We start from the raw sequence: 22,281 nt of genomic DNA, 5'->3' as shown, positions 1-22,281 counted from the left end.
AGGGTTCTCGCTAAAGGGAATCGGCGGTTCAGAGCTTGCTGGCCATCAGCTCCATCAACTGGTCGATGTGCGCTTCGGTATTGAGCAGCCCCGGCGATACACGAATGATCGGCCCGACATCACGGTCCACGGCATCGCACACGACACGACGATCCATCAGGAAATTGGCGACTTCCTCGCAGTCCTGGTGCTTGATGCGGAAGAAGGTGAAACCGGCGGAATGCTCCGGTGACAGCGGCGTGACCAGTTCCACCGACGGGTGTGCCTGCAAGCGTTTCTTCAGGTAGCTGTTGATGTCGTGAATGCGCGTCGCGACCTCGGCCTTGCCCAGTTCCAGATGCAGCTTGAAGGCTTCGGTCAGCGCCCAGCGGTGTTCGAACGAGTGGTAGCCGCCGTAGGTCATCACGGTGGAAAACTGGGTGGCTTCGGAGAAGGTCGGGATGGTCGGGGTCACGTCCTTTAGCTCGTCGGAACGGGCGCAGATGATCCCGGTGCCCCGTGGGCCGAACATCCATTTGTGGGTGCCGGCGATGAAAAAGTCGCAGTGCATGTCCGGGAAATCGACGTTCTCCACGCCAAATCCGTGTACGCCATCGATCACGTAGAGGATGCGGTCCTTGTCGGCGCGGTCACGGTTTTTCTCGGCCACCAGTTTGCCGATCTCGCCGATGGGCAGCTTCACGCCGCTGCCGGAATGCACCCAGGTCATGCCGAGTACACGGGTCTCGGGGCGGATGTTGCGTTCAATCGCGACCAGCACTTCGGCGGTCGAGACCTTGTACGGGTCTTCGAACAATCTGATCTTGCGAACCTTGGTGCCGTCCTTCTGGGTGCGGTATTCGAACACGCTGTTGGCGGCGTAGTGCTCGTGTTCGCTGGTGAGGATTTCCTGGTCCGGGCGCACGTGGATGCCGGCGTAGATCATCGCCAGGCCTTCAGTGGTGCTGCCGGTCAGGGCGATCTGCGACGGCTTGGCTTTCAGGTAGCGACCGGCCCACACGCGCACGTCTTCTTCACGGCGTTCGGTTTCGCCGCGATGCCAGTCCATGGCCAGGCCCGGGTTGCGATCGAGGTTGGCGCGGTGCATCTCGATGGCTTCACGCACCGGGCGCGGATGCGAGGTCACCAGGAAGTTGGCGAAGTGCAGGTAGTCCGGGTCCTGCGTGAACAGTTGACGCAGTTGGTCCCATTTGTCCTTGGGCAGCGGCGCGGGGCTTGCAGCCTGTGCGGGCAGGCTGATGGCCGAGGCCAGGGGAATGCCGGCCGCCAGAATGCCGGCCTGCTTGAGGAATGAACGACGGTTGGTCATGGGTTCGGTTCGCTTTGGCAAAAGGAAAAATCAGTTCTGCACCACAGGCCGGGAAGACTTCTGCACCTGGTCCCAGACCCGCAGGAAGTTGCCGCCCCAGAGCTTGGCGATGTCGGCTTCACTGTAGCCGCGGCTGATCAGTTCGGCGGTCACGTTGCGGGCCTCGCTGACGTCTTTCCAGCCGTCGAGGCCGCCGCCGTCGTTGAAGTCGGAACTGATGCCGACGTGATCGATGCCGATTTTCTTCACGGCGTAATCGATCGCATCGCCGTAGTTCTTGAGGGAGGCCTTGGGTTCTTCGTCGAGGATCGAGTAGAGCTGGCTGGCGTATTCGCCGAAACGCTGCTCGGGCCAGACGGTGATCACCGGATCGCCGGGCATCAGGGCCATCTCCAGTCCTTGCAACGGTTGCAGGTCGAAGCGCGCGCGCAGGGCGTTGAGCTTGGCCAGGGTGGCCTGGCTCAGCGGGCGGATGTAGGTCGGGAAGCCGACTATCTGCACCACGCCGCCGCTGTTCTTGATCAACTGCATTTCCGCGTCGCTGAGGTTGCGCGGGATGTCCACCAGCGCTCGGGGTGCCGAGTGAGAGGCGACCATCGGCGTGCGGCTCAGTTGCGCGACTTGCTCCAGGGCCTTGGTCGACATCTGCGACACATCGATGATCACGCCCAGGTCGTTGAGGCGATGGACCGCCTGTTTGCCAATGTCCGATAGCCCGCCAAGGGCATCGCGCGAATCATTGAAGAACGGCAGCGGCCGCGACGAATCGGCCCAGGCGTTGTTACCCACGTAGCTGAAGCCGAACATACGCATGCCTCGCGCTGCCCACTTGTCCAGGGCGTCGAGGTCATTGCCCAGAGGGTAGGCGTTGAGCATGCTGATGAAGATCGCGAACTTGCCTTCGCCATGCAGGCGCCGGAAGTCGTCGGGGGTGTAGGCGATGGCCGCTTGATTGGGGAAGTCACGCACCATGGTGCTGATGATCCTGTAGCGGGTTTCCTGCTCGTGTCGGGCCTCGTCGACGAAGCCGGTAGTCGGGCGATGGGGGGCGTTGGGACCGTTCCAGATTTCCGGCCAGCCGAAGATCGTCAGCGCCGCACCGGACAGGCGCCCGCGGCCGGTCTTGACCAGGTCGAACTGGCCTTCGCCGTCCTTGTCGACTTCGTTGCCGGCGGTGCCGAAGTCCATGGGCACGGTGATGTGGCCGTCGAACGAGAGGATGCGCTCCTGCAATTGATCGGCCTGTTTCATCACCTTGACCGGGTAGCCGGGATTGTCCCGAAACCAATAATCCCAAGCGGCGAAACCTGCACCGGCGCTGATCGCCAGGGCCAGCGGCAGGCCGATGAAAAGAGCCTTTTTCGAACGTGGTTTTGTCATTGCCGTCTCAGTCAGGTTCGCCGTCGGGGATCAGGCGCAGGGGCCTTTGCTATCTGGAGGGGACGAGTGGCTGGGCTGAGAATTTAGTTGTTTGTGCCGGCCTCTTCGCGAGCAAGCCCGCTCCCACATTCGACCGCGTTCCCCTGTGGGAGCGGGCTTGCTCCGGGCGGCGTTCCGACGAAGCTTTTAAATTTGTCTGCACAACAATCGTTCTAGCTTGGATAAAGCCTGCTCCATGGCTGACACAGGTAGGGCAATGACGATTTCTCGACGATGGTTCCTTGCGGGTCTGGCGCTGACCGGTGCCGCCGTGCCGGCGGCGTATTACGGGCAGCGCGAACTGACCAGGCCGGACCCGACGATCACCCCCGGCGAAGCCTCGTTCGACGTGGCGGATGTTGCCGGCCAGCGGTTGGCGGATACCTTGCGCGGGGTCTGGCACATTCGTTTCGAAGGTCGTGACGCCGGCATCGAAGGCTTGCCGCTGGAGGGACTGGAAGTGTTCCTCGATATCGGGCACAAGGGCCGCGGTTTCAGTGGATATCTCGACACCGCCGAGCGATTGCGCTCCACGCAAGAGCCCCGTTACCGGGTGCTGGGCGATCTGTCCGCGGCCAACCCGAAGCAGCTGGGTTGGCGACTGCTGGGTGCCAGCGGCTGCTGCGAGTACGAGTTCGACATGACCCTGGACGAGGTCTGGGCCGGCTTCGGCAACGCCGGCAGCGGCAGTCTCAGCGGGCGCGTGCTGGACCTGAAGCGGCCGTTGATGCTGCCTGCCCAGGACAATCGATTCATTGCCGTCAAACGGGTCTTCCCTGAAGCCCGCGAGCGCACCGGCCTCGATCCGGCCCTGCTGGCCTGGCTGGTATCGCCGGAGCACCGATTGTTCCACCAGCTCTGGCATGCCTCCCGGGACAAATGGCACAAGCTGTCCGAAGAGCAGCGCGGCGCCTTGCGCGGGCTCGGCTGGCAACCCGGCCCACGGGACAAGGAGCGCGACGCCCGAGGGGCGCGCAAGGATCGCAACGGTTCGGGCGTGGACTTTTTCTTCATGCACCGGCACATGCTCGGCACTGCACGTTCGATGCAGGACTTGCCCTCCTGGACGCATTTCCCGTTGCCGCAGCCGGAGCTGGCACGGGACCGGCCCGGCTTCGCACGTTATTTCGACAACCACGACGGTACGGCGCTGCCGCCGACCTGGCTGGCCGAGGACGATGACGAGTACACGCAGTGGGTCAGCGACATCAAGACCGCTGAGACGTATCACAGCAATTTCCAGGTCTGGGAATCGCGCTACCGTGATCCACGCTATCTGTCGACGCTGACCCTCGGCCAGTTCGGCTCGGAGGTCGAACTGGGCCTGCACGACTGGCTGCACATGCGCTGGGCTTCGGTGCCGCGTGATCCGTCGAACGGCCAGCCGGTGCCGTTTGCCCGTGATCCGGCGGACTTTTCCGCACGCTGGTTCGCCGCGGAAAACGACTTCCTCGGCGACCCGTTTTCCTCCCATGTGAACCCGGTTTTCTGGCATTTCCACGGCTGGATCGACGATCGCCTGGAGGACTGGTTCCGCGCCCACGAGCGCTTCCATCCGGGTCAGGTCAGCCGGCTTCAGGTCAACGGTGTGCAATGGTTTGCGCCGGGGCGCTGGGTCGAGATCGATGACCCTTGGCTCGGCCCGGTCACTCACGGCTGCAGCACTACCCCGGGGTTGCAGGCCGGCAAGTCAGTGGAAATGGACCCGGAAACCATGAAGCTGGCGTTGCGCATTACCTTTGGTGAGGACGAGAAAAAACTGGCGGGGCTGTTGCGCAAGGTGCCACAGCGGCCTTGGTATGCGCGCAATCTTAAGGCTAAACAGAGCCTGGCTTGATACCGCGTTATCGTTCTTCGCGAGCAAGCCCGCTCCCACACTGGATCTTGGTCGTACACAGGTTTTGTGTTCACTGAAGATCCAGTGTGGGAGCGGGCTTGCTCGCGAAGGCGTACTCACTGACAACAGAAATTACAGAACCTGCCACCCCCCACCCAACGCTTTGTACAACGCAATACTGGCCTGCATCCGCGACAACCGCAGTTGCACGTTCAAATCCTGTGCCGCATACAGCGTGCGCTGGGTTTCCAGTACCGTCAGCAAGTCCTCGGCCCCGGCCCGGTAGCGGCTTTGCGCGATGTTGAACGCGGTCTGCGCCTGGCTCAGCTCTTCACTCTGCCACTGGCGCTGTTCATCCAGTCCGCGAATGCTGTTGAGGGCTTTTTCGACGTCGGCGAAGCCGTTGATGATTGCGCCGCGATAGGTCTCCAGCAGTTCTTCCTGGCGCGCCGTGGCCTTGTCGCGCTGGGCACCGAGGCGGCCGTTGTTGAACACCGGCGCGAGCAGCCCGGCGGTGAGGTTATAGAAGGGGCTGCGCAGGATATCGTCGGCCCGGTCGGCACCGGAGCCGACTTCGGCGGTGAGCGTCACGGTCGGCAGCATCGCGGCCCGGGCGACGCTGACGTCGGCCTGGGCGGCGGCCAGTTGGGCCTCGGCCCGGGCAATGTCCGGACGGCGGCTGAGCAACTGGCTGGGCACCCCGGCGTCGATGACGGGCCAGGTCAGTTGATCGAAGTGTTCCTGGCCCAACGACAGCGCCTGAACCGGGCGGCCGAGCAGGGCGGCGAGGCTGATTCGCGCATCCTCGGCCTGTTGCTGCACCAGCGGTAACTGGCGTTGCTGCGCCGCCACCAGGCTTTTTTGCTGCGCCAGTTCAAGGGCGGTGGCCGAGCCCGAATCGAAACGGGTCTGCACCAGTTTCAGCACGCTCCGGGCATTGGCCAGGTTCAACCCGGCGATGCGGCCCTGCTCCTGCAACGACAAGGCTTGCGCGTAGCCGTTGGCCACGGCGCTGAGCAACGTCAACTCCACCGTGGCCTGGTCAAATTCGCTGGCTTGCAAGCTGAACTGAGCACTGTCGCGGCTGGCCCGTTGGCCACCCCAGAAATCGATTTCGTAGCTGGCGACAAGGTTCGCATTGAAGTAATCGACGGCGTCGTTATCGCTGTCGGCATCGAGCTGACTGTAGCCGCTGCCCCGCAGCAATTTCTGGCGGTTGGCGTTGACCGCGGCCTTGACCTCGGGCAGTTGCGAGCCTCCGGCAATCACCGTATCGGCCCGGGCCTGGCGCACTCTCGCGATGGCTGCGGCCAGGTCGTAACTGCCGAGCCGCGCCTGTTCGATCAGGCGACCCAGTTGCGGGCTGCCGAAGCGGCTCCACCATTGTCGGTTGGCATCGGTAACGCCTGCGGTGTGCAGCGATTGCCAGGCAGCGGGAGGCTGGATGCCGCTGTCGGGGCGCTGGGCCGGGCTGCCGCAGGCGCCGAGCAACAGGCACAGGGTTAACACACTGAGTGGCGGCTTCATAAATCGATCATTCACTGGTAAGGGCCGTGACCGGGTCGAGTCGGGCAGCTTTGCGGGCCGGCATGTAGCCGAAGACAACACCGGTGACCAGGGCGCAGCCGAAGGCGCCCAGCACCGCTATCAGAGAGAAGGCGACTGCGACTTCGCTGAAAATCAGCACGCCACCGACGATCAGCGCCAGGGCAATCCCGGTGAGGCCGCCCACCACCGAGAGCATCACCGCTTCGGTGAGGAACTGGCGCAGGATGTCGCGCTGGCGGGCACCGGTGGCCATGCGGATACCGATCTCCCGGGTACGTTCGCGCACGGTCATGAGCATGATGTTCATCACACCGATCCCGCCCACCAGCAGCGAAATCGCGGCAATCGAGCCGAGCATCAGCGACAGGGTGTTTTGCGTGCGTGCCTCGGCCTGGATCATCGCCGCGTTGTTGGTCAGTTCGAAATCGTGCTTGCCGTCGTGCAGGCGCAACATCAGTTGCTCGATGGCTTTTTCGGTTTCCTTGACCTTACGCGCGTCCGCGGCGGCGATGGCGATGTACTCCGGGTTGTGAGTACCGAACAGGCGCACGCTCGCGGCGGAGTAGGGGATGGCGATGCGGTCGTCGCTGTCGGAGTCGCCGGAGCTGGCGCCTTTTTCCGCGAGTACGCCGACCACCTGGAAGGGCACGTTTTCGATCAGGATGTACTGGCCGATCGGGTTGGCCACGTCCTTGAGCAGCTTGGTCCGCACCTTGTGCCCGATCACCGCGACGGCGGCGGCGTTCTGCTCATCGGCGTGGGTGAAGTAGCTGCCTTCGACCACCGGCCAGTTGAAAATCGCCGGGAAGTTGGTGTCGTTGCCACCGACGTAGCTCAAGTGATCGAGGTTGCCATAGCGCACCCCGGCCTCCTGGCCGTTGACCGGCATGATCCGCATCACCTGGGGCAGGCTGGCAATCGCCGCGACCTCATCGAGGGTGACGATGCCCATCGGCGTGCGCGGGTTGGGGGCCGAGCCGCTGAGGTAAATGATGTTGGAACCGAATGCGCCCATCTGCGCCATCACCTGGCGCTTGCTGCCTTCGCCCACGGCCAGCATCACCACCACCGAGGCGACGCCGATGATGATGCCGAGCAAGGTAAGCGCGGTACGAAACCTGTTTATCCACATCACCCGCCACGCCGCATGCACGGCATCGACCAATTCGCCTTTCCACGCGCCTGTCGCTTCGGCGCCTTCACTCAAGCGCTTGCGCAGGTCGACGGCTTGTAGCGCACCGGGTGTGGCCGAATTTTGCGCGCTCGGGTTTTCGTCGGCGCTGTCGCTGATGATCAGGCCGTCGCGGATCTCGATGATGCGCTTGGCCCGGGCTGCCACTTCGCGGTCATGGGTGATGAGGATCACCACATGACCCTGGCTGGCTAGCTCGTCAAGCAAGGTCATGACCTCGGCGCCGCTGTGGCTGTCGAGCGCGCCGGTGGGTTCGTCGGCAAGGATGATGTGGCCGCCGTTCATCAGGGCGCGGGCAATCGACACCCGTTGCTGTTGACCGCCGGAGAGTTGGTGCGGACGGTTGCCGGTGCGCGAGGCCAGGCCGAGGCGGTCGAGCAGGGCGGCGGCGCGGGCGTGGCGTTCGGCGGTCGGTAAGCCTGCGTAGATGGCCGGCATCTCGACGTTTTCCTGGGCCGAACCGGACGCAATCAGGTGGTAACCCTGGAATACGAAACCGAAGGCTTCGCGGCGCAGCCAGGCCAGTTCGTCACTGTCCAGGGCCGCGACGTTCTCCCCGGCGAAGCGGTATTCGCCCGAGGTCGGGCGGTCGAGGCAGCCGAGGATGTTCATCAGCGTCGACTTGCCGGAACCGGAGGCGCCGACAATCGCCACGAATTCACCGGCATGGATCGACAGGTCGATGCCGCGCAATACGTGAACTTCAGGGGCGTCGCCACCGCCGTAGGCTTTACGGATTTCGTGCAGTTCGATCAAGGGCGTCCGCATTCAGCCGCCACTCCCGTCGACCGGGCCGATCAACAGGTGATCGCCTTCCTGCAGGCCATCGAGGATCTGTACCCGCAGGCGGTCACTGATACCGGTACGCACGTTGCGCTGCTCGATGCTGCCATTGCTGGCGACCACTTGTGCGGTCTGCAGGTCTGCCTGCGCGCCGGCCCGCAGGGCAGCGATGGGCGCGGTGAGTACGTTCTGCGCCTGATTGGCGACGAAAAATACCTGGGTGGTCATTTCCGCCATCAAGGCGTTGTCAGCGTTGTCGACGTCCAGCAACACGGTGTACAGCACCACGCGGGCACTCCCGCTTTTGCTGGTGCTGGCGGGGCTGCCGCCGCCCTGGCTGGTCTGGTCCAGTGGTTTGGGCGGGACGGGGAGGATTTGCCGCACGGTGCTGGTCCAGCGCCGGGTGCCGCCGCTCAGGGTGGTGAACCAGGCGTGCATGCCGGGTTTGACGTGACCGATGTCGGCCTCCGAAACCTCGGCCCACACGGTCATTGGCGACAGTTTGGCGATGCGCAGGATCAGCGGCGTCTGCTGCTGGGCGTTGAGGGTCTGGCCGACCCGGGCATCCAGCGCCACCACGGTGCCGGCCATCGGCGCATAAATCCGCGTGTAGCCCAACTCGGCCTGATCGCTGCGCAGGCTGGCTTCGGCCTGGCGGATCTGCGCCTGGAACATGTCGATGCGCGCCTGGGTCGCGCGCAATTCGGCCTGGGCGGTCTGCACGTCTTCTTCACGGGTGGCACCGCCGGCGGCGAGGTTCTGTTGGCGCTGGTATTTCTGTCGGGCCAGTTCGTGTTGCGCCCGTTGTTCCTGCAGCTGCGCCTTGAGGTTTTCGATGGAGAAGCGCCCGGCGTCGAGTTTGGCCTGTTGCGTGGACGGGTCGATTTCCACCAGCAACTGGCCTTCCTTGACCAGGTCGCCGACTTCCACATGGATCTTGTGGATTTGCCCGGAAGCCTGGGCGCCGACATCGACATAGCGCCGCGGTTGCAGGGTGCCCAATGCCGTGACGCTGCTTTCAATGTCGGCGCGGCTGACCTGGACGGTGGCAAACCGGTCGCGGCCCGGCGGGATGAACTGCCAGGCGGCGACGGCGATGACGGGGATCAGGCAGAGTGCTGCAAACACGACACGTCGGGTTTGTCGGGAACGTTTCATTCGGGGTTCCGGCCAAAGGAAATCGGCCCGTCGTTCAGCGGCGCAGGCGGGCAGAGACGGGGAGCTGTCCTGTAAACGATGAGCCGGGCGCAGAATTTAGCCGACAACACGACCCTTTGTAGGAGCGAGCTTGCTCGCGATGGCATCAAGGACAACGCGTTGATCCAGACAGCACGCGTTATCGTTGACGTCCATCGCGAGCAAGCTCGCTCCTACACAGGGGGCGTGACTAAATGCCCGGCAAATTGAAGCAGTACTTTAAATCTATATGAGAATTACTATAAATTACGCTGCTCAAACTGCCACTATCGTGCCATTGCGTAATTCAGCGGGCGCCGAAACGGCTCAAGGACAGAAACCGCACCCCCGTGCGGACGGGAGTCATGTTGGAAAACTACTATCGCGAGCTGGTGTGTTTCCTGAACGCCAGGCTGGGCAACCGCCAGGTGGCCGAAGATGTGGTTCATGACGCTTATCTGCGCGTGCTGGAACGGACCAGCGACGCGCCGATCGAGCAGCCCCGCGCCTTCCTTTATCGCACCGCATTGAACCTGGTCATCGATGACCACCGCCGCAATGCCTTGCGTCGCGCCGAGCCGCTGGATGTGCTCGACAGCGAAGAACGCTACTTCACGCCTTCACCGCACAAGGTCCTCGATCACGGCCAGCGCCTGGACATGCTCCAGCGTGCCTTGGCGGAGTTGCCGCGGCTGTGCCGCGAGAGTTTCCTGTTGCGCAAGATCGAGGGCCTGTCCCATCCACAGATCGCCGAGCAACTGGGCATTTCCCGTGCACTGGTCGAAAAGCACATCGTCAATGCCATGAAGCATTGCCGTGTGCGGATGCGCCAGTGGGAAGGCCATTGAGCCTTCAGATTCATCAAGCCTCGTTAAATTTTGTTTCATTGTCCTCGTTCCTACTCAACAGACGACCTGTTGTGCGGCCCAAGGCCTGTCAGGTCACTTAGGTTCAATGCCCCGCTATTGAGGGGAACATCCAGAGGACACTGGAAATGACACAGGCAATTGCATCGCCCCTCGTTCACGACCTGATCGGCGTCGGATTCGGCCCGTCGAACCTGGCACTGGCCATCGCGCTGCAAGAGCGCGGGGCGAGCCAGGGTGACCTGGATGTGCTGTTCCTCGACAAGCAGGCTGACTACCGCTGGCACGGCAACACCCTGGTGACCCAGAGCGAATTGCAGATTTCCTTCCTCAAGGACCTGGTGACCCTGCGCAATCCGACCAGCCCTTACTCGTTCGTCAATTACCTCAAGGCCCACGGGCGCCTGGTGGACTTCATCAACCTGGGCACCTTCTATCCGTGCCGCATGGAGTACAACGACTACCTGCGCTGGGTCGCCGGGCAGTTCACTGCGCAAAGCCGTTACGGCGAAGAAGTGCTGACCATCGAGCCGGTGCTGCACAACCATCAGGTCGAGGCGTTGCGGGTGATTTCCCGCGATGCGAGCGGGCATCAGCATGTGCGCACCACCCGTTCGGTGGTGGTCAGCGCCGGCGGCACGCCGCGTATTCCCGAGGTGTTCAAGGCGCTCAAGGATGACGGCCGGGTGTTCCACCATTCCCAGTACCTGGCGCAGATGGCCAAACAGCCGTGCGTGGACAACCGGCCGATGAGCATCGCAATCATCGGTGGCGGGCAGAGTGCGGCAGAGGCCTTCATCGATTTGAACGACAGCTTCCCGTCGGTGCAGGTGGACATGATCCTGCGCGGCTCGGCACTGAAGCCGGCCGACGACAGCCCCTTCGTCAACGAAGTGTTCTCGCCGGAGTTCACCGACCTGGTGTTCCAGCAGCCTGACAGCGAACGCGAGCGTCTGGTGAACGAGTACCACAACACCAACTACTCGGTGGTGGACATCGATCTGATCGAGCGCATCTACGGCATCTTCTACCGGCAGAAAGTCTCGGGCATCGCCCGCCATGCGTTCCACACGCTGACCACTCTCTCAAAAGCCACAGCCAACGAACGCGGCATCGATCTGGTGCTGCGCAACAACGCCACCGGTGAAGTCTCGGTGCGTCACTACGACGCCGTGGTTCTGGCCACCGGTTACGAGCGGCAGATGCACCGCAAACTGCTGGCACCGCTGGAAGAGTACCTGGGCGATTTCGAGGTCGATCGCAACTACAGACTGATCACCGACGAGCGCTGCAAGGCCGGCCTCTACATGCAGGGCTTCTGCCAGGCCAGCCACGGCTTGAGCGACACCTTGCTGTCGATCCTGCCGATTCGCGCCGATGAGATTGCCGCTTCACTGTATGAGCATGGCAAGCATCGCGGGCATGGCCGGTCGGTGGTGGATTTGTTGCTGGCCACGGCCAGCTGAGTTGTTCGGTGGCTGCAAGGTCCTCTTCGCGAGCAAGCCCGCTCCCACAATTGATCTGCGAACACAGGTCAAAATGTGGGAGCGGGCTTGCTCGCGAAGGGGCCATCACAAACACCACCAGATTTGATTCCTGAACCCTTCCTGAAGAACCCCGCATTTCCCCCGGCAAGCTTTTGTAACGGGTTTACTCTCCAAACATCGGGGCGTAAGCTTCGCGCGTTTTCATCCATTACGGAGACCCACAGTGGGTACTTGTTCGAGTGACAGTTGTCGGCCGGTCTCGGTAACCGGCATTTTCTCGGCAAGATAACGCGCAGTCTCCTGTGCCGTTGTCTCGCCGACAAGCGAGCAGCGGCATCCTGATCATGGCCAGTCCTGGCCGTGTCCCGACGTCCCTCTCATCGACGCTGAACAGAGCGTGGTTTCGACTTTTCCTGTCGTGGCCGCCGCCCTATCGACACGCCTGTCATTCGTGACCGGCGCGCCAGGCCTTGCTTTGCCGGTCGTTCCGGCGGAACAGGCGTGGACTTGCCTGCTCGACGGTTTCCCGGCTGACCAAAGGGGCACCAGCCATGAAACTTACCCTCAAGGAATTCTTCGCAGGTTTCCTGCGTACCCGCCACATCGCCCGGCACTTCCGTCGCCTGGCGTTGCTGGAAACCTTCACCGACACCACGGTCAGCCGTGAAGTCCCACCGACCCTGGCGCAAACCCTGGTGGCTGCTGCCGGTAGCGACACGGGTCAATTGCTCAACAATCTGGGCAGTCACACCGATGGCTTGAGCGAGCATGAAGCCGATGCCCTGCGCGAGCAATTGGGCCTCAATGAAGTCGAGCACGAACAACCGCTGCCCTGGTGGACGCACCTGTGGCACTGCTACAAAAACCCGTTCAACCTGCTGCTGACGCTGCTGGCGGTCATCTCGTGGCTGACCGAAGACATGAAAGCTGCCATCGTGATTTTCTCCATGGTGGTGCTCTCGACCTTGCTGCGCTTCTGGCAGGAAACCAAATCCAACCAGGCCGCCGATGCTCTCAAGGCCATGGTCAGTAACACTGCCACGGTGATGCGCCGGGACCTTGAGGACCTCAGCGCGCAGCGCATCGAGTTGCCGATCAGGTTTCTGGTGCCGGGCGATCTGATCGTGCTGTCTGCCGGTGACATGATTCCCGCCGATTGCCGGGTGCTCAGTGCCAAGGACCTGTTCGTCAGCCAGGCGGCCATGACCGGTGAATCGATGCCGGTGGAAAAATTTCCCCGTCAGCAGGACCGCGACACACTCAACCCCCTGGACCTGGAAAACATCCTGTTCATGGGCACCAACGTGGTGTCCGGCACGGCCATGGCGGTGATTCTCACCACCGGTAACAGCACCTATTTCGGCGCCCTGGCCCAGCGGGTCGGCGCCACTGACCGGGCACCGACCTCGTTCCAGACCGGGGTCAACAAAGTCAGCTGGCTGTTGATCCGCTTCATGTTCGTGATGGCGCCGCTGGTGCTGTTCATCAACGGTTTCACCAAGGGCGACTGGACCGAAGCGCTGCTGTTCGCGCTGTCGATTGCCGTGGGCCTGACCCCGGAAATGCTGCCGATGATCGTCACCTCGACCCTGGCCAAGGGCGCGGTGTTCCTGTCGCGCAAAAAAGTCATCGTCAAACGTCTCGACGCCATCCAGAACTTCGGCGCCATGGACGTGTTGTGCACCGACAAGACCGGCACCCTGACCCAGGACAGAATCTTCCTGGCGCGCAACGTCGATGTCTGGGGCAATGACTCCGATGACGTGCTGGAAATGGCCTACCTCAACAGCTACTACCAGACCGGCCTGAAAAACCTGCTGGATGTGGCGGTGCTCGAACACGTCGAAATCCATCGTCAATTGAAAGTCGGCACGGCGTTTCGCAAGGTCGACGAGATTCCGTTCGACTTCACCCGTCGTCGCATGTCGGTGGTAGTCGCCGAGCGCGATCAACCGCACCTGCTGGTCTGCAAGGGCGCGGTGGAAGAGGTGCTGGCGGTCTGCTCGCGGGTGCGTCACGGCGAAGTCGATGAAGCCTTGACCGAAGAGTTGCTGGCGCGCATTCGACAGGTCACGGCCACGTTCAACGCCGAGGGCTTGCGTGTCGTGGCGGTAGCGGCACGGCCGATGAGTGAAGGACGCGACACCTACAGCCTGGCCGATGAGCAGGCACTGACGCTGATCGGTTACGTGGCGTTCCTCGACCCGCCCAAGGAAAGCACTGCGCCGGCGCTCAAGGCGTTGGCGGCCCACGGCGTGGCGGTGAAAGTGCTGACCGGCGACAACGAACTGGTGACTGCGAAAATCTGCCGCGAAGTCGGCCTGGAACAGCAAGGCCTGCTGATGGGCAACGACATCGAACGCATGACGGATGCCGAGTTGGCGAAAGCCGTGGAAACCACCAACGTCTTCGCCAAACTGACGCCCTCGCACAAGGAACGCATCGTCCGCCTGCTCAAGGGCAACGGCCATGTGGTCGGTTTCATGGGCGACGGCATCAACGATGCCCCGGCCCTGCGCACCGCCGACATCGGTATTTCCGTGGACAGCGCCGTGGACATCGCCAAGGAAGCGGCCGACATCATCCTCCTGGAAAAAAGCCTGATGGTGCTGGAGGAGGGCGTGCTGGAAGGCCGCCGGACCTTCGCCAACATGCTCAAGTACATCAAGATGACCGCCAGTTCGAACTTCGGCAACGTGTTCTCGGTGCTGGTGGCCAGTGCGTTCATTCCATTCCTGCCGATGCTGCCGATGCACCTGCTGGTGCAGAACCTGCTCTATGACATTTCGCAGATCGCCATCCCGTTCGATAACGTCGATGACGAAATGCTCAAGCAACCGCAGCGCTGGCAGCCGGCGGATGTCGGGCGCTTCATGCTGTTTTTCGGGCCGATCAGTTCGATCTTCGACATCACGACGTTCGCCTTGATGTGGTACGTGTTCGATGCCAACACCCCGGATCACCAGACCCTGTTCCAGTCTGGCTGGTTCGTGGTCGGGCTGCTGACCCAGACACTGATCGTGCACATGATCCGCACGCCGAAGATCCCGTTCGTGCAGAGCCGCGCGGCCATGCCGTTGCTGGTGATGACCGGACTGATCATGGCCGTGGGGATTTTCCTGCCGATGGGACCGCTGGCGCATTACTTCAAGCTGCAGGCGTTGCCGTCGCTGTATTTCGTGTTCCTGCCGGTGATCCTGCTGGCGTACATGGCGCTGACCCAGGCGGTGAAAGGGTTCTACATTCGCCGATTTGGCTGGCAATAAGGCCGCAGTACAACAATGCCCTTGTGGGAGCGGGCTTGGTCCGGGCGGCGTTCCGACGAAAGCGGTGGGTCAGTCAATGATGATGGTGACTGATACATCGCATTCGCGAGCAAGCCCGCTCCCACAAGGGGTTGTGTGTTTTTCAAGGAGTTCATCATGCAAGCCATCAACAACCTCAACCTGACTTCGCTGCTCGACACCCTGGTCAGCCTCAGCGCGGCGTTCATCCTCGGTGGCCTGATCGGTTTCGAGCGTCAGTATCGGCAGCGCACCGCCGGCCTGCGCACCAATGTGCTGGTGGCGGTGGGCGCGGCGATTTTCGTCGACATGGCCAACCGTCTCGGCGGGGCCGAAGGTGCTGTGCGGGTCGTGGCGTATGTGGTCTCCGGTATCGGCTTTCTCGGTGCCGGGGTGATCATGCGTGAAGAGGGCAATGTGCGCGGCCTCAATACCGCCGCGACCCTCTGGACCTCGGCTGCAGTCGGTGCCTGCGCCGGTGCCGATCTGCTGGCCGAAGCGTTGCTCGGCACGCTGTTCGTGCTCGCGGCCAACACCTTGCTGCGGCCGATCGTCAACAATATCAACCGTCAGCCGCTGGATGTGATTTCGGCGGAAGTCACCAACATCGTCTATGTGATCGCCCGGCGTACGCAGCAAAAAACCGTGCTGGCCTTGCTCGAAGCCGAGCTGGAGCGCAGCAACTATCCGGCCAGCGATGTCGATGTGCATGCCTTTGGTACGGATGAAATTGAAATCGAAGCCACCCTGGCGACCACCTCCGTCGATGGCGATGAACTGGATGCGCTGGTGGCGCGGATTTCGATGTCGACCCTGGTGGTGCAGGCGTTCTGGAGTCCGAGTACCACGGAGTAAAGGCCAGGGTTTCAGGGGCGAAGTGCGCTTGCGTTTCCAAGGCAAGAGTCAGATTAACCTGCATTGATTTAGGAATATTCCTACATAAACCTGGGGAGGTCTTCCGTAGGCTTTGCGACCTCTTGAAACCGACATCCTTTTGGAGGTCTCCTTGCCGAACAAATCCTTGCGCATCCTGATCGCCGATGCGCAGCACTTCAACCGCCTGCGGATCGAGCGGCAGTTCAACCAGCTCGGCTACTTTTGGGTGGCACCGGTGCAGAGCTTCGACGAACTCCTTCCATTGGTGGAGTACGGTTGCGAGCCTCTGGATCTGGTGCTCGTCAATGGGGCGATGACCAACGGAGCGCTGGACCTGTTCAATTTCCTTGCCGACAACCCGCAGGTTCGTCACGGTTTTATCTTCAATGAACAACAGGCACCGTTGTCGCCAGCCCCGGGCAAAGTCCAGGTCAGCCAGGCCGCTGTACCTGACCTGGCGTCAATCACGCAATTGATGAGCGCCGTCGATCGTCCGCTACCGTTCGTCGGAACTGTCATTTCTGTCAGGTAGCCCCTCCCAGCCTTCCATGCCATTGTCTATGCGCAGCGTTGTGCCCAGCCGCTGCGGTGCCTGGAGGGCATTTTTTTGCCCGATCGTGTTGTTTTGCACGGGAGTTGTCATGAAGTCAGCATTGATTGTGGAAGATCATCCGGTGGTTCGCTCCATGATCAAACTCGTACTCAAGGGTGAAGGATTCACGCAAATTTACGAAGCCTCCCGTGGCGATCAGGTGTTGTCGCTGATCCGGGAGCATCAACCGGATGTCGTGTTGCTTGACCTGGGTCTTCCCGGTGTGGCGGGGCTTGAGGTGATGGACCGCATCAAGGCCGAAAACACACAATGTCGCGTAGTGGTGTTCACCTCGCTGGAGGCCGAGTTCTATCAGGACCGCTGCATGCGGGCCGGGGCTGTTGCCTATGTTTCCAAGAGCAAGGACCTGGATGACTTGAAGGCCGCGGTGAGTTCGGTGATGGCCGGCTACACCTATTTCGCCCAGATCCCCTCGAGTTCCGTATCGATAGGGGATTTGCAACGCAGTGAAAAACAGTTGATCGACAAACTCTCCAATCGTGAGTTGACCATTCTGCAGTATCTGGCCCGGGGCTCGAAAAACCTGGAAATCGCCGAGATCATGCACCTGAGCTACAAGACCGTCAGTACCTACAAGACCCGACTCATCCTCAAGCTCAACGTGAACTCGTCGGTGCACTTGAGGGATTTCGCCCTGCGCAATCATTTGATCTGAATGAACGCTCTCAGGCGATTGGCTGGTTGGGTGCTGACGGGCCTTCTTCTATGGTCATCGACGGTCTGTGCACAACAGCCGTTGACCCTGTTGGGACGCTCGAGTGCCGAAGGTCTGAGTGTCGGGTGGTCGGAAGCCGAGCAGCGCTGGCTACAACAAAAGGGCCGATTGGTGCTGGCTGTTTCGACGCCGGATTATCCCCCTTTCGAGTTCAATACGGCGGGCAAGGTGTTCGAAGGCGTGACAGCCGATTACGCCGGATTGCTCGAACAAATGTTGAACGTCGACATTGAGGTCGAATGTTATCCGTCGCGGGCCGATGCGGTGCAGGCCATCAAGGAAGGGCGGGCAGACCTGCTGGGAACGGCCAATCGATTTGAAGCCGAGGATCCACAGCTGCAGATGTCCAGCGCCTACGCGGTCGATCAGCCGGTGCTGGTCACGCGTTCCGATTTCCCTCCGGTACTCGACCCGACACTGGCCGGCAAGCGGCTGGTGATGCTGTATCACTACCTGCCCGAATACAGCGTGCAACAGTTCTATTCCAAGGCGCAGGTCCAGCTGTTTCCCTCGACACTGGCGGCGATGGGCGCCGTGGCATTCGGCCAGGCCGATGTCTATCTGGGCGATGCGATCAATGCCCATTACCTGATCAGCAGGAACAACCTGAGCAACGTGCGCCTGACGGACTTCTCGCCCATGGAATCCGGGCGTTTTGCCTTTGCGATGACCCGCGACAACGTTTCGCTATTGCGCATCGTCAACAAGGCGCTGGCGGCCATCACCACCCATGAACAAATGAATATCCTGCGTCGTTGGGGAGCAAACGGGGCATCTATCCCGGGCGCCGAGTCATTGCAATTGAGCGTGGCCGAACAGCGCTGGCTCGAACGCCACCCGCGGGTGAGGGTGGCGATCAACGAAAACATTCCGCCGATTACATTCATCGACAGCGAAGGCAAATTTCGCGGTATCGGCGTCGATGTGCTGACCAAAATCAGTTCGCGTACCGGGCTGCAATTTGACATCCGGAGCGTGAAGTCGGTGGCCGAAATGATGACCGGCATCTCCAGCGGAGAGATCGATGTGCTGGCCGGTATCGGCCTCAGTTCCCTGCGTGACGACGAACTGCTGTTCACCCGGGCGTTTCTGAGCAGCCCTTCGGTGCTGGTGACCCGCGCAGCCGCGGGCAGCCCCAGGACACTGGATGACATGGCGGGAAAAACCCTGGCGCTGACCCGGGGCAACGTTGTCGGCGAGTACATTCGCCAGCATTACCCGTTGATCCGGCTGATGGATGCACCACTGTCGACGGACGCCATGGAAATGGTCGCCCAGGGCAAGGCCCAGGGCGGTATCAACTCGCTGATCAGCGCCCGTTACCTGATTTCCCGGCAGTATCGCGATCGCCTGCAAGTGACCAGCACCGTGGGCACCCACCCCGCCCGAAGCACCCTGGCAACCAGTCGCGAGGCTACCGAACTGCATTCGATTCTGGACAAGGCGCTGTTGAGCATCCCTCCCGAAGAGATCGACGAGCTGACCCAGCCCTGGCGCTATGACTCGATGGTCGAGCAGAGCTACTGGCTGCGACACCGCCAGGCGATCGTGCAGGCTTTTGCGGTGGCGGGTGTCTTGCTGTTGCTCGCGTTGGCCGGGATCGTCTGGCAGCGGCGGCAGATTCGCCAGCGTCAGCAGTTGCTCGGGCAACTGCAGGAAGCCAAGGACGCGGCGGACGACGCCAACCGGGCCAAGACCACGTTCCTGGCCACCATGAGCCATGAAATCCGTACGCCGATGAACGCATTGATCGGCATGCTCGAACTGGCGTTGAAACGGGCCGATGAAGGGGAGACCGACCGCGCCGCCATCGAGGTGGCATCCAATGCCGGACAACAATTGCTGGATTTGATCGGCGACATTCTGGACGTCGCCCGGATCGAGTCCGGGCATTTGTCGCTGGCGCCGGAGCGGGTCAATCTGCACGCGCTGGTGACGTCGGTCTGCCGGGTTTTCGAAGGGCTGGCGATGCAGAAGAATCTGCAGTGGCGGGTCGAACTCGACGAACACAGTGACCGCGACGTGATGCTCGATCCCACGCGCTTCAAACAAGTGCTGTCCAACCTGCTGAGCAATGCGATCAAGTTCACCCGTGAAGGCCGGGTGAGCCTGACGCTGCGCGTGCAGCCTCAAGCCCCGGAGCATCTTGCCGTCAGCGTACGGATCGAGGACAGCGGCATCGGTATCAGCGCTTTCGACCAGCAACGCCTGTTCAGCCCTTTCGTGCAGGCGGGCAACAGTCAGCAGACCGCCCGGCAAGGTTCCGGCCTGGGCCTGGTGATCAGTCGTACCCTGTGCGAAACGATGGGCGGCCATTTGCAGCTCGACAGTGAGCTCGGGCGCGGGACGCGGGTGGATATCAGCCTGGTGCTGCCTGCCCTGCAAGCATTACCCGCAGGGGGGATGGCCCAGGATCCGGCGCAGCTCACGACCCGGGTGTTGTCGATTCTGGTGGTCGACGATTATCCCGCCAATCGCCTGTTGCTCTCGCGGCAACTGAGCTACCTGGGCCATCATGTGGTGCTGGCCGAAGACGGGGCCCTTGGGCTTGAACAGTGGCGCGCAGGTGGGTTCGATCTGGTCATTACCGACTGCAACATGCCGGTGCTCAGTGGATATGAACTGGCGGGCGCGATACGTGAGCAAGAGCAGGTGCAGGGGCTATCGTCGACGCTGATACTGGGCTTTACCGCCAATGCGCAGGCCGAAGAGAAGGCCCGTTGTCAGGCGGCGGGCATGGATGATTGCCTGTTCAAACCGATCCGCCTGGTGGATTTGCAGGCGTGGCTGGCCCAGCGGTTTTCCAGCGCCCCCTTAGCGCCAACTGACGGCCATGGCTTCGCCGAGTTCGATTTGAGTGGGCTGGAGCGCTATGCGGATTCGGACCGCGAGCTGATCGATCAACTGATGCACGATCTGGCGCTGAGCAATCGCGAGGACCGCGTGCATTTGCTGGCCTTGCACGCCGGCGACAATCGTTCCGGATTGCAGGATCTGGCACACCGGATCAAGGGCGGGGCACTGATGGTGCGAGCGCTTGGCCTGGTCGAGTGTTGCGAACGACTGGAGCGGGCGTGCCATGACGGCCGTGCGGCACTGGTCGACGACGCCGTCGACCAGTTGCAGCAAGCCATGACCCGCCTGGACCAAAGTATCGGGCAGGGTTGAGGCTCAATCCCAGCTCGGTGCGATGCCTTTGGGGCTGGTCAACCGGTGGCCGCGATCCAGCGTTGCGATCAGCGCCATGTCGGCCTCGCTCAAGGTCAGCTCGCGCGCCTTCAAGTTGCTTTCGAGATTGGCCTGCCGAGTGGAAGACGGGATCACTGCGTAACCCGACTGCATGGCCCAGGCCAGGGTGACCTGAGCCGGCGTCGCTTGCAGGCGTTCGGCGATCTGCTGGATGAGCGGGTCGTTGAGAACTTCACCGTAAGCCAGGGTCATGTATGAAGTAATGCCGATGCCCTGGCTCTGCGCGAACGCGACGACGTTGCGGTTTTGCAGGTACGGGTGCAGTTCGATCTGGTTGGTAGCGATGTGCTCGGCACCGATGGCCGCTATCGCTTGCTGCATCAGGTCGATGGTGAAGTTGGACACGCCGATCTGTCGGGTCAGGCCCAGGCGCTTGGCTTCGAGCAGGGCGCCCATAAACGTTTCGACTGGCACCTGATCTTCCGGCGACGGCCAGTGGATCAGGGTCAGGTCCAGGTAATCGGTCTGCAGTTTGCTCAGGCTTTCCTTCAGGCTGTCGATCAGGCGATCGCCGGCCAGGTTGGCGACCCAGATCTTGCTGGTGATGAACAGCTCTTCACGGGCAATGCCGCTGGCAGCGATGGCTTCGCCGACGTCGGCTTCGTTCTCGTAGATTTGTGCGGTATCGATCACCCGGTAGCCAAGCGCCAGGCCGGTGCTCACCGAATCGATGACCACCTGGCCTTGCAAACGAAACGTACCCAGGCCGAAGGCGGGAATGGACATTGATGACTCCAGAGGTTGCAGTGGGAATGGGCGGCAGTATCCGCGCCTGCATCCGTGAGAAAAACCGCTGGAGCGGCAAAGCAATGTTTACCGGAAATCATGAATCACCTGCAGTTTTCGGCATTGATGATGTTTGTGCCGGCCTCTTCGCGAGCAAGCCCGCTCCCACAGGGGGAATGCATTGCAAATGTGGGAGCGGGCTTGCTCGCGAAGATGGCGACTCGGTCCAAAGCCTTACCTGCGGCCCCTAAGCAATATCACTACGGCTGAATTCCTCCCCAAGAAAATCGATCAACGTGCGCACCGAAGGCAGCAACCCCCGACGTGAGGGAAAGATTGCATGGATGACTCCGCTTTTCGGTGTCCAGCCCGGTACCAGCTCCACCAGTTGGCCGGCGGCAATTTCGTCGCGCACCACCACACTGGGCAGGTGCACGATGCCGATCCCGGCGACCGCTGCATGGCGCAAGGCCAACAGATCGTCGGTGACCATTCTCGGGGCGTGACGAATCATTGCCGTGCTGCCATCGGCGCCAAACAGTTCCCACTGATATTCGCGCTGCGCCGCACCCCAATGCAGGCTCGGCAAGCCGCTGAGGTCGGCCGGGGAGGCCGGAGTCGACAGGCGCGATAAAAAGGCCGGGCTGCCGACCACGCTCTGGGTGCTGTTGCCCAGTACCTTCATCACCATGTCGGTGTTTTCCAGCGGTGGAAAGCGTACCCGCAACGCAATATCGAAGCCTTCGTGAATCAGGTCGACCCGGCGATTGGTGCTCTCGATGAACAATTCCACCAACGGGTACTTGAGCATGTAGCGGGTCAGCATCGGCCCGACCCAGGAATTGAGCAGCGCCGTCGGGCAACTGACACGCACCAGGCCCTGAGGCTCGGAGCGGTTGCGTTCGATCAGTTCGGCGGCGCTTTCCGCCTCCACCCGCATGGCCAGACAGCGCTGGTAGTAGGCCTGGCCGATTTCCGTCAAGGAGCAATGCCGGCTGGTGCGGTGCAGCAGGCGCACACCCAGTCGCTCTTCGAGTTCGGCAATGCGTCGGCTGAGCTTGGACTTGGGCATGTCCAGTGCCCGGCCCGCCGCCGCAAAACCGTGATGTTCCACCACCTGGGTGAAGTAGTAGAGGGTGTTGAGGTCTTCCACCATCGTTCTCCAAATAGAACGCTAAAGCCGATTTTCACAGTCTAGCGC

General features: G+C 61.8%; 15 protein-coding genes. 8 read left to right on the top strand and 7 right to left on the bottom strand.

Annotated features, from left to right (window positions below; translation table 11 throughout):
- Positions 1-28 precede the first annotated feature (28 nt).
- Both pvdN and pvdM read right to left on the bottom strand, forming a co-directional pair.
- Positions 29-1,309: a pyoverdine-tailoring periplasmic protein PvdN gene (gene pvdN / locus AC06G5_RS21185; RefSeq protein WP_480458268.1), complete on the bottom strand. Its 1,281-nt coding sequence runs from the start codon at positions 1,307-1,309 to the stop codon at positions 29-31.
- A 30-nt stretch (positions 1,310-1,339) separates the two neighbouring features.
- Positions 1,340-2,689, bottom strand: coding sequence for a pyoverdine-tailoring dipeptidase-like protein PvdM (pvdM, locus tag AC06G5_RS21180; RefSeq protein ID WP_480458267.1), 1,350 nt, complete (start codon positions 2,687-2,689; stop codon positions 1,340-1,342).
- 256 nt (positions 2,690-2,945) lie between these two features.
- Here pvdM and pvdP point away from each other — a divergent pair, with 256 nt between their 5' ends.
- The gene (pvdP, locus tag AC06G5_RS21175) at positions 2,946-4,565 is read left to right on the top strand and encodes a pyoverdine maturation tyrosinase PvdP (protein WP_480458266.1); all 1,620 of its coding nucleotides are present in this window, start codon (positions 2,946-2,948) and stop codon (positions 4,563-4,565) included.
- Positions 4,566-4,697: 132 nt separating this feature from the next.
- Here the strand turns inward: pvdP and AC06G5_RS21170 are convergent, their stop codons facing one another.
- The 3 genes from AC06G5_RS21170 to AC06G5_RS21160 are packed head-to-tail and all read right to left on the bottom strand — an operon-like array spanning position 4,698 to position 9,246.
- A complete protein-coding gene (locus tag AC06G5_RS21170; protein ID WP_480458265.1) occupies positions 4,698-6,092 on the bottom strand; it encodes an efflux transporter outer membrane subunit in 1,395 nt (464 codons plus the stop codon).
- 7 nt (positions 6,093-6,099) lie between these two features.
- A complete protein-coding gene (locus tag AC06G5_RS21165) occupies positions 6,100-8,073 on the bottom strand; it encodes a MacB family efflux pump subunit (protein ID WP_480458264.1) in 1,974 nt (657 codons plus the stop codon).
- Complete coding sequence (locus AC06G5_RS21160) at positions 8,074-9,246, bottom strand: efflux RND transporter periplasmic adaptor subunit (protein WP_480458263.1); 1,173 nt, start codon at positions 9,244-9,246, stop codon at positions 8,074-8,076.
- 383 nt (positions 9,247-9,629) lie between these two features.
- On the opposite strand from AC06G5_RS21160, the gene AC06G5_RS21155 reads away from it, so the two are divergent.
- The 7 genes from AC06G5_RS21155 (at position 9,630) to AC06G5_RS21125 (ending at position 20,273) form a co-directional block, all read left to right on the top strand.
- Positions 9,630-10,112, top strand: a complete 483-nt coding sequence (locus tag AC06G5_RS21155) for a sigma-70 family RNA polymerase sigma factor (protein ID WP_413704342.1) — start codon at positions 9,630-9,632, stop codon at positions 10,110-10,112.
- 146 nt (positions 10,113-10,258) lie between these two features.
- Positions 10,259-11,596 (top strand): lysine N(6)-hydroxylase/L-ornithine N(5)-oxygenase family protein, encoded by a 1,338-nt coding sequence (locus tag AC06G5_RS21150; protein WP_413427881.1) that lies wholly within the window; start codon positions 10,259-10,261, stop codon positions 11,594-11,596.
- A 572-nt stretch (positions 11,597-12,168) separates the two neighbouring features.
- Positions 12,169-14,883, top strand: coding sequence for a magnesium-translocating P-type ATPase (mgtA, locus tag AC06G5_RS21145; RefSeq protein WP_413704344.1), 2,715 nt, complete (start codon positions 12,169-12,171; stop codon positions 14,881-14,883).
- Positions 14,884-15,039: 156 nt separating this feature from the next.
- Complete coding sequence (locus AC06G5_RS21140) at positions 15,040-15,756, top strand: MgtC/SapB family protein (protein ID WP_413427879.1); 717 nt, start codon at positions 15,040-15,042, stop codon at positions 15,754-15,756.
- Positions 15,757-15,907: 151 nt separating this feature from the next.
- Entirely contained in the window at positions 15,908-16,309 is a 402-nt protein-coding gene (locus tag AC06G5_RS21135) for a chemotaxis protein CheY (protein ID WP_480458262.1), read from the top strand.
- A gap of 109 nt (positions 16,310-16,418) precedes the next feature.
- Positions 16,419-17,045 carry a response regulator gene (locus tag AC06G5_RS21130; protein ID WP_413427877.1) on the top strand — a complete coding sequence of 209 codons (627 nt, stop codon included), beginning with the start codon at positions 16,419-16,421 and terminating at the stop codon, positions 17,043-17,045.
- Entirely contained in the window at positions 17,046-20,273 is a 3,228-nt protein-coding gene (locus AC06G5_RS21125; protein ID WP_480458261.1) for a transporter substrate-binding domain-containing protein, read from the top strand. It abuts the gene before it with no gap.
- Positions 20,274-20,276: 3 nt separating this feature from the next.
- On the opposite strand, the gene dkgB is transcribed toward AC06G5_RS21125, so the two are convergent.
- Positions 20,277-21,080 carry a 2,5-didehydrogluconate reductase DkgB gene (gene dkgB / locus AC06G5_RS21120; RefSeq protein ID WP_480458260.1) on the bottom strand — a complete coding sequence of 268 codons (804 nt, stop codon included), beginning with the start codon at positions 21,078-21,080 and terminating at the stop codon, positions 20,277-20,279.
- A gap of 247 nt (positions 21,081-21,327) precedes the next feature.
- Positions 21,328-22,236 carry a LysR family transcriptional regulator gene (locus AC06G5_RS21115; RefSeq protein ID WP_223531675.1) on the bottom strand — a complete coding sequence of 303 codons (909 nt, stop codon included), beginning with the start codon at positions 22,234-22,236 and terminating at the stop codon, positions 21,328-21,330.
- Positions 22,237-22,281 lie beyond the last annotated feature (45 nt).

It is taken from the genome of Pseudomonas sp. WT-JTC, from assembly GCF_056711565.1.
The sequence above is the reverse complement of the archived record's forward strand: the minus strand, read 5'-3'. Positions and strand labels throughout refer to the sequence as shown.

Bases quoted from the DNA above. Each gene is read 5' to 3' on its own strand.
- pvdN (WP_480458268.1), bottom strand. From the start codon at position 1,309: ATGACCAACCGTCGTTCATTCCTCAAGCAGGCCGGCATTCTGGCGGCC.
- pvdM (WP_480458267.1), bottom strand. From the start codon at position 2,689: ATGACAAAACCACGTTCGAAAAAGGCTCTTTTCATCGGCCTGCCGCTG.
- pvdP (WP_480458266.1), top strand. From the start codon at position 2,946: ATGACGATTTCTCGACGATGGTTCCTTGCGGGTCTGGCGCTGACCGGT.
- AC06G5_RS21170 (WP_480458265.1), bottom strand. From the start codon at position 6,092: ATGAAGCCGCCACTCAGTGTGTTAACCCTGTGCCTGTTGCTCGGCGCC.
- AC06G5_RS21165 (WP_480458264.1), bottom strand. From the start codon at position 8,073: ATGCGGACGCCCTTGATCGAACTGCACGAAATCCGTAAAGCCTACGGC.
- AC06G5_RS21160 (WP_480458263.1), bottom strand. From the start codon at position 9,246: ATGAAACGTTCCCGACAAACCCGACGTGTCGTGTTTGCAGCACTCTGC.
- AC06G5_RS21155 (WP_413704342.1), top strand. From the start codon at position 9,630: ATGTTGGAAAACTACTATCGCGAGCTGGTGTGTTTCCTGAACGCCAGG.
- AC06G5_RS21150 (WP_413427881.1), top strand. From the start codon at position 10,259: ATGACACAGGCAATTGCATCGCCCCTCGTTCACGACCTGATCGGCGTC.
- mgtA (WP_413704344.1), top strand. From the start codon at position 12,169: ATGAAACTTACCCTCAAGGAATTCTTCGCAGGTTTCCTGCGTACCCGC.
- AC06G5_RS21140 (WP_413427879.1), top strand. From the start codon at position 15,040: ATGCAAGCCATCAACAACCTCAACCTGACTTCGCTGCTCGACACCCTG.
- AC06G5_RS21130 (WP_413427877.1), top strand. From the start codon at position 16,419: ATGAAGTCAGCATTGATTGTGGAAGATCATCCGGTGGTTCGCTCCATG.
- AC06G5_RS21125 (WP_480458261.1), top strand. From the start codon at position 17,046: ATGAACGCTCTCAGGCGATTGGCTGGTTGGGTGCTGACGGGCCTTCTT.
- dkgB (WP_480458260.1), bottom strand. From the start codon at position 21,080: ATGTCCATTCCCGCCTTCGGCCTGGGTACGTTTCGTTTGCAAGGCCAG.
- AC06G5_RS21115 (WP_223531675.1), bottom strand. From the start codon at position 22,236: ATGGTGGAAGACCTCAACACCCTCTACTACTTCACCCAGGTGGTGGAA.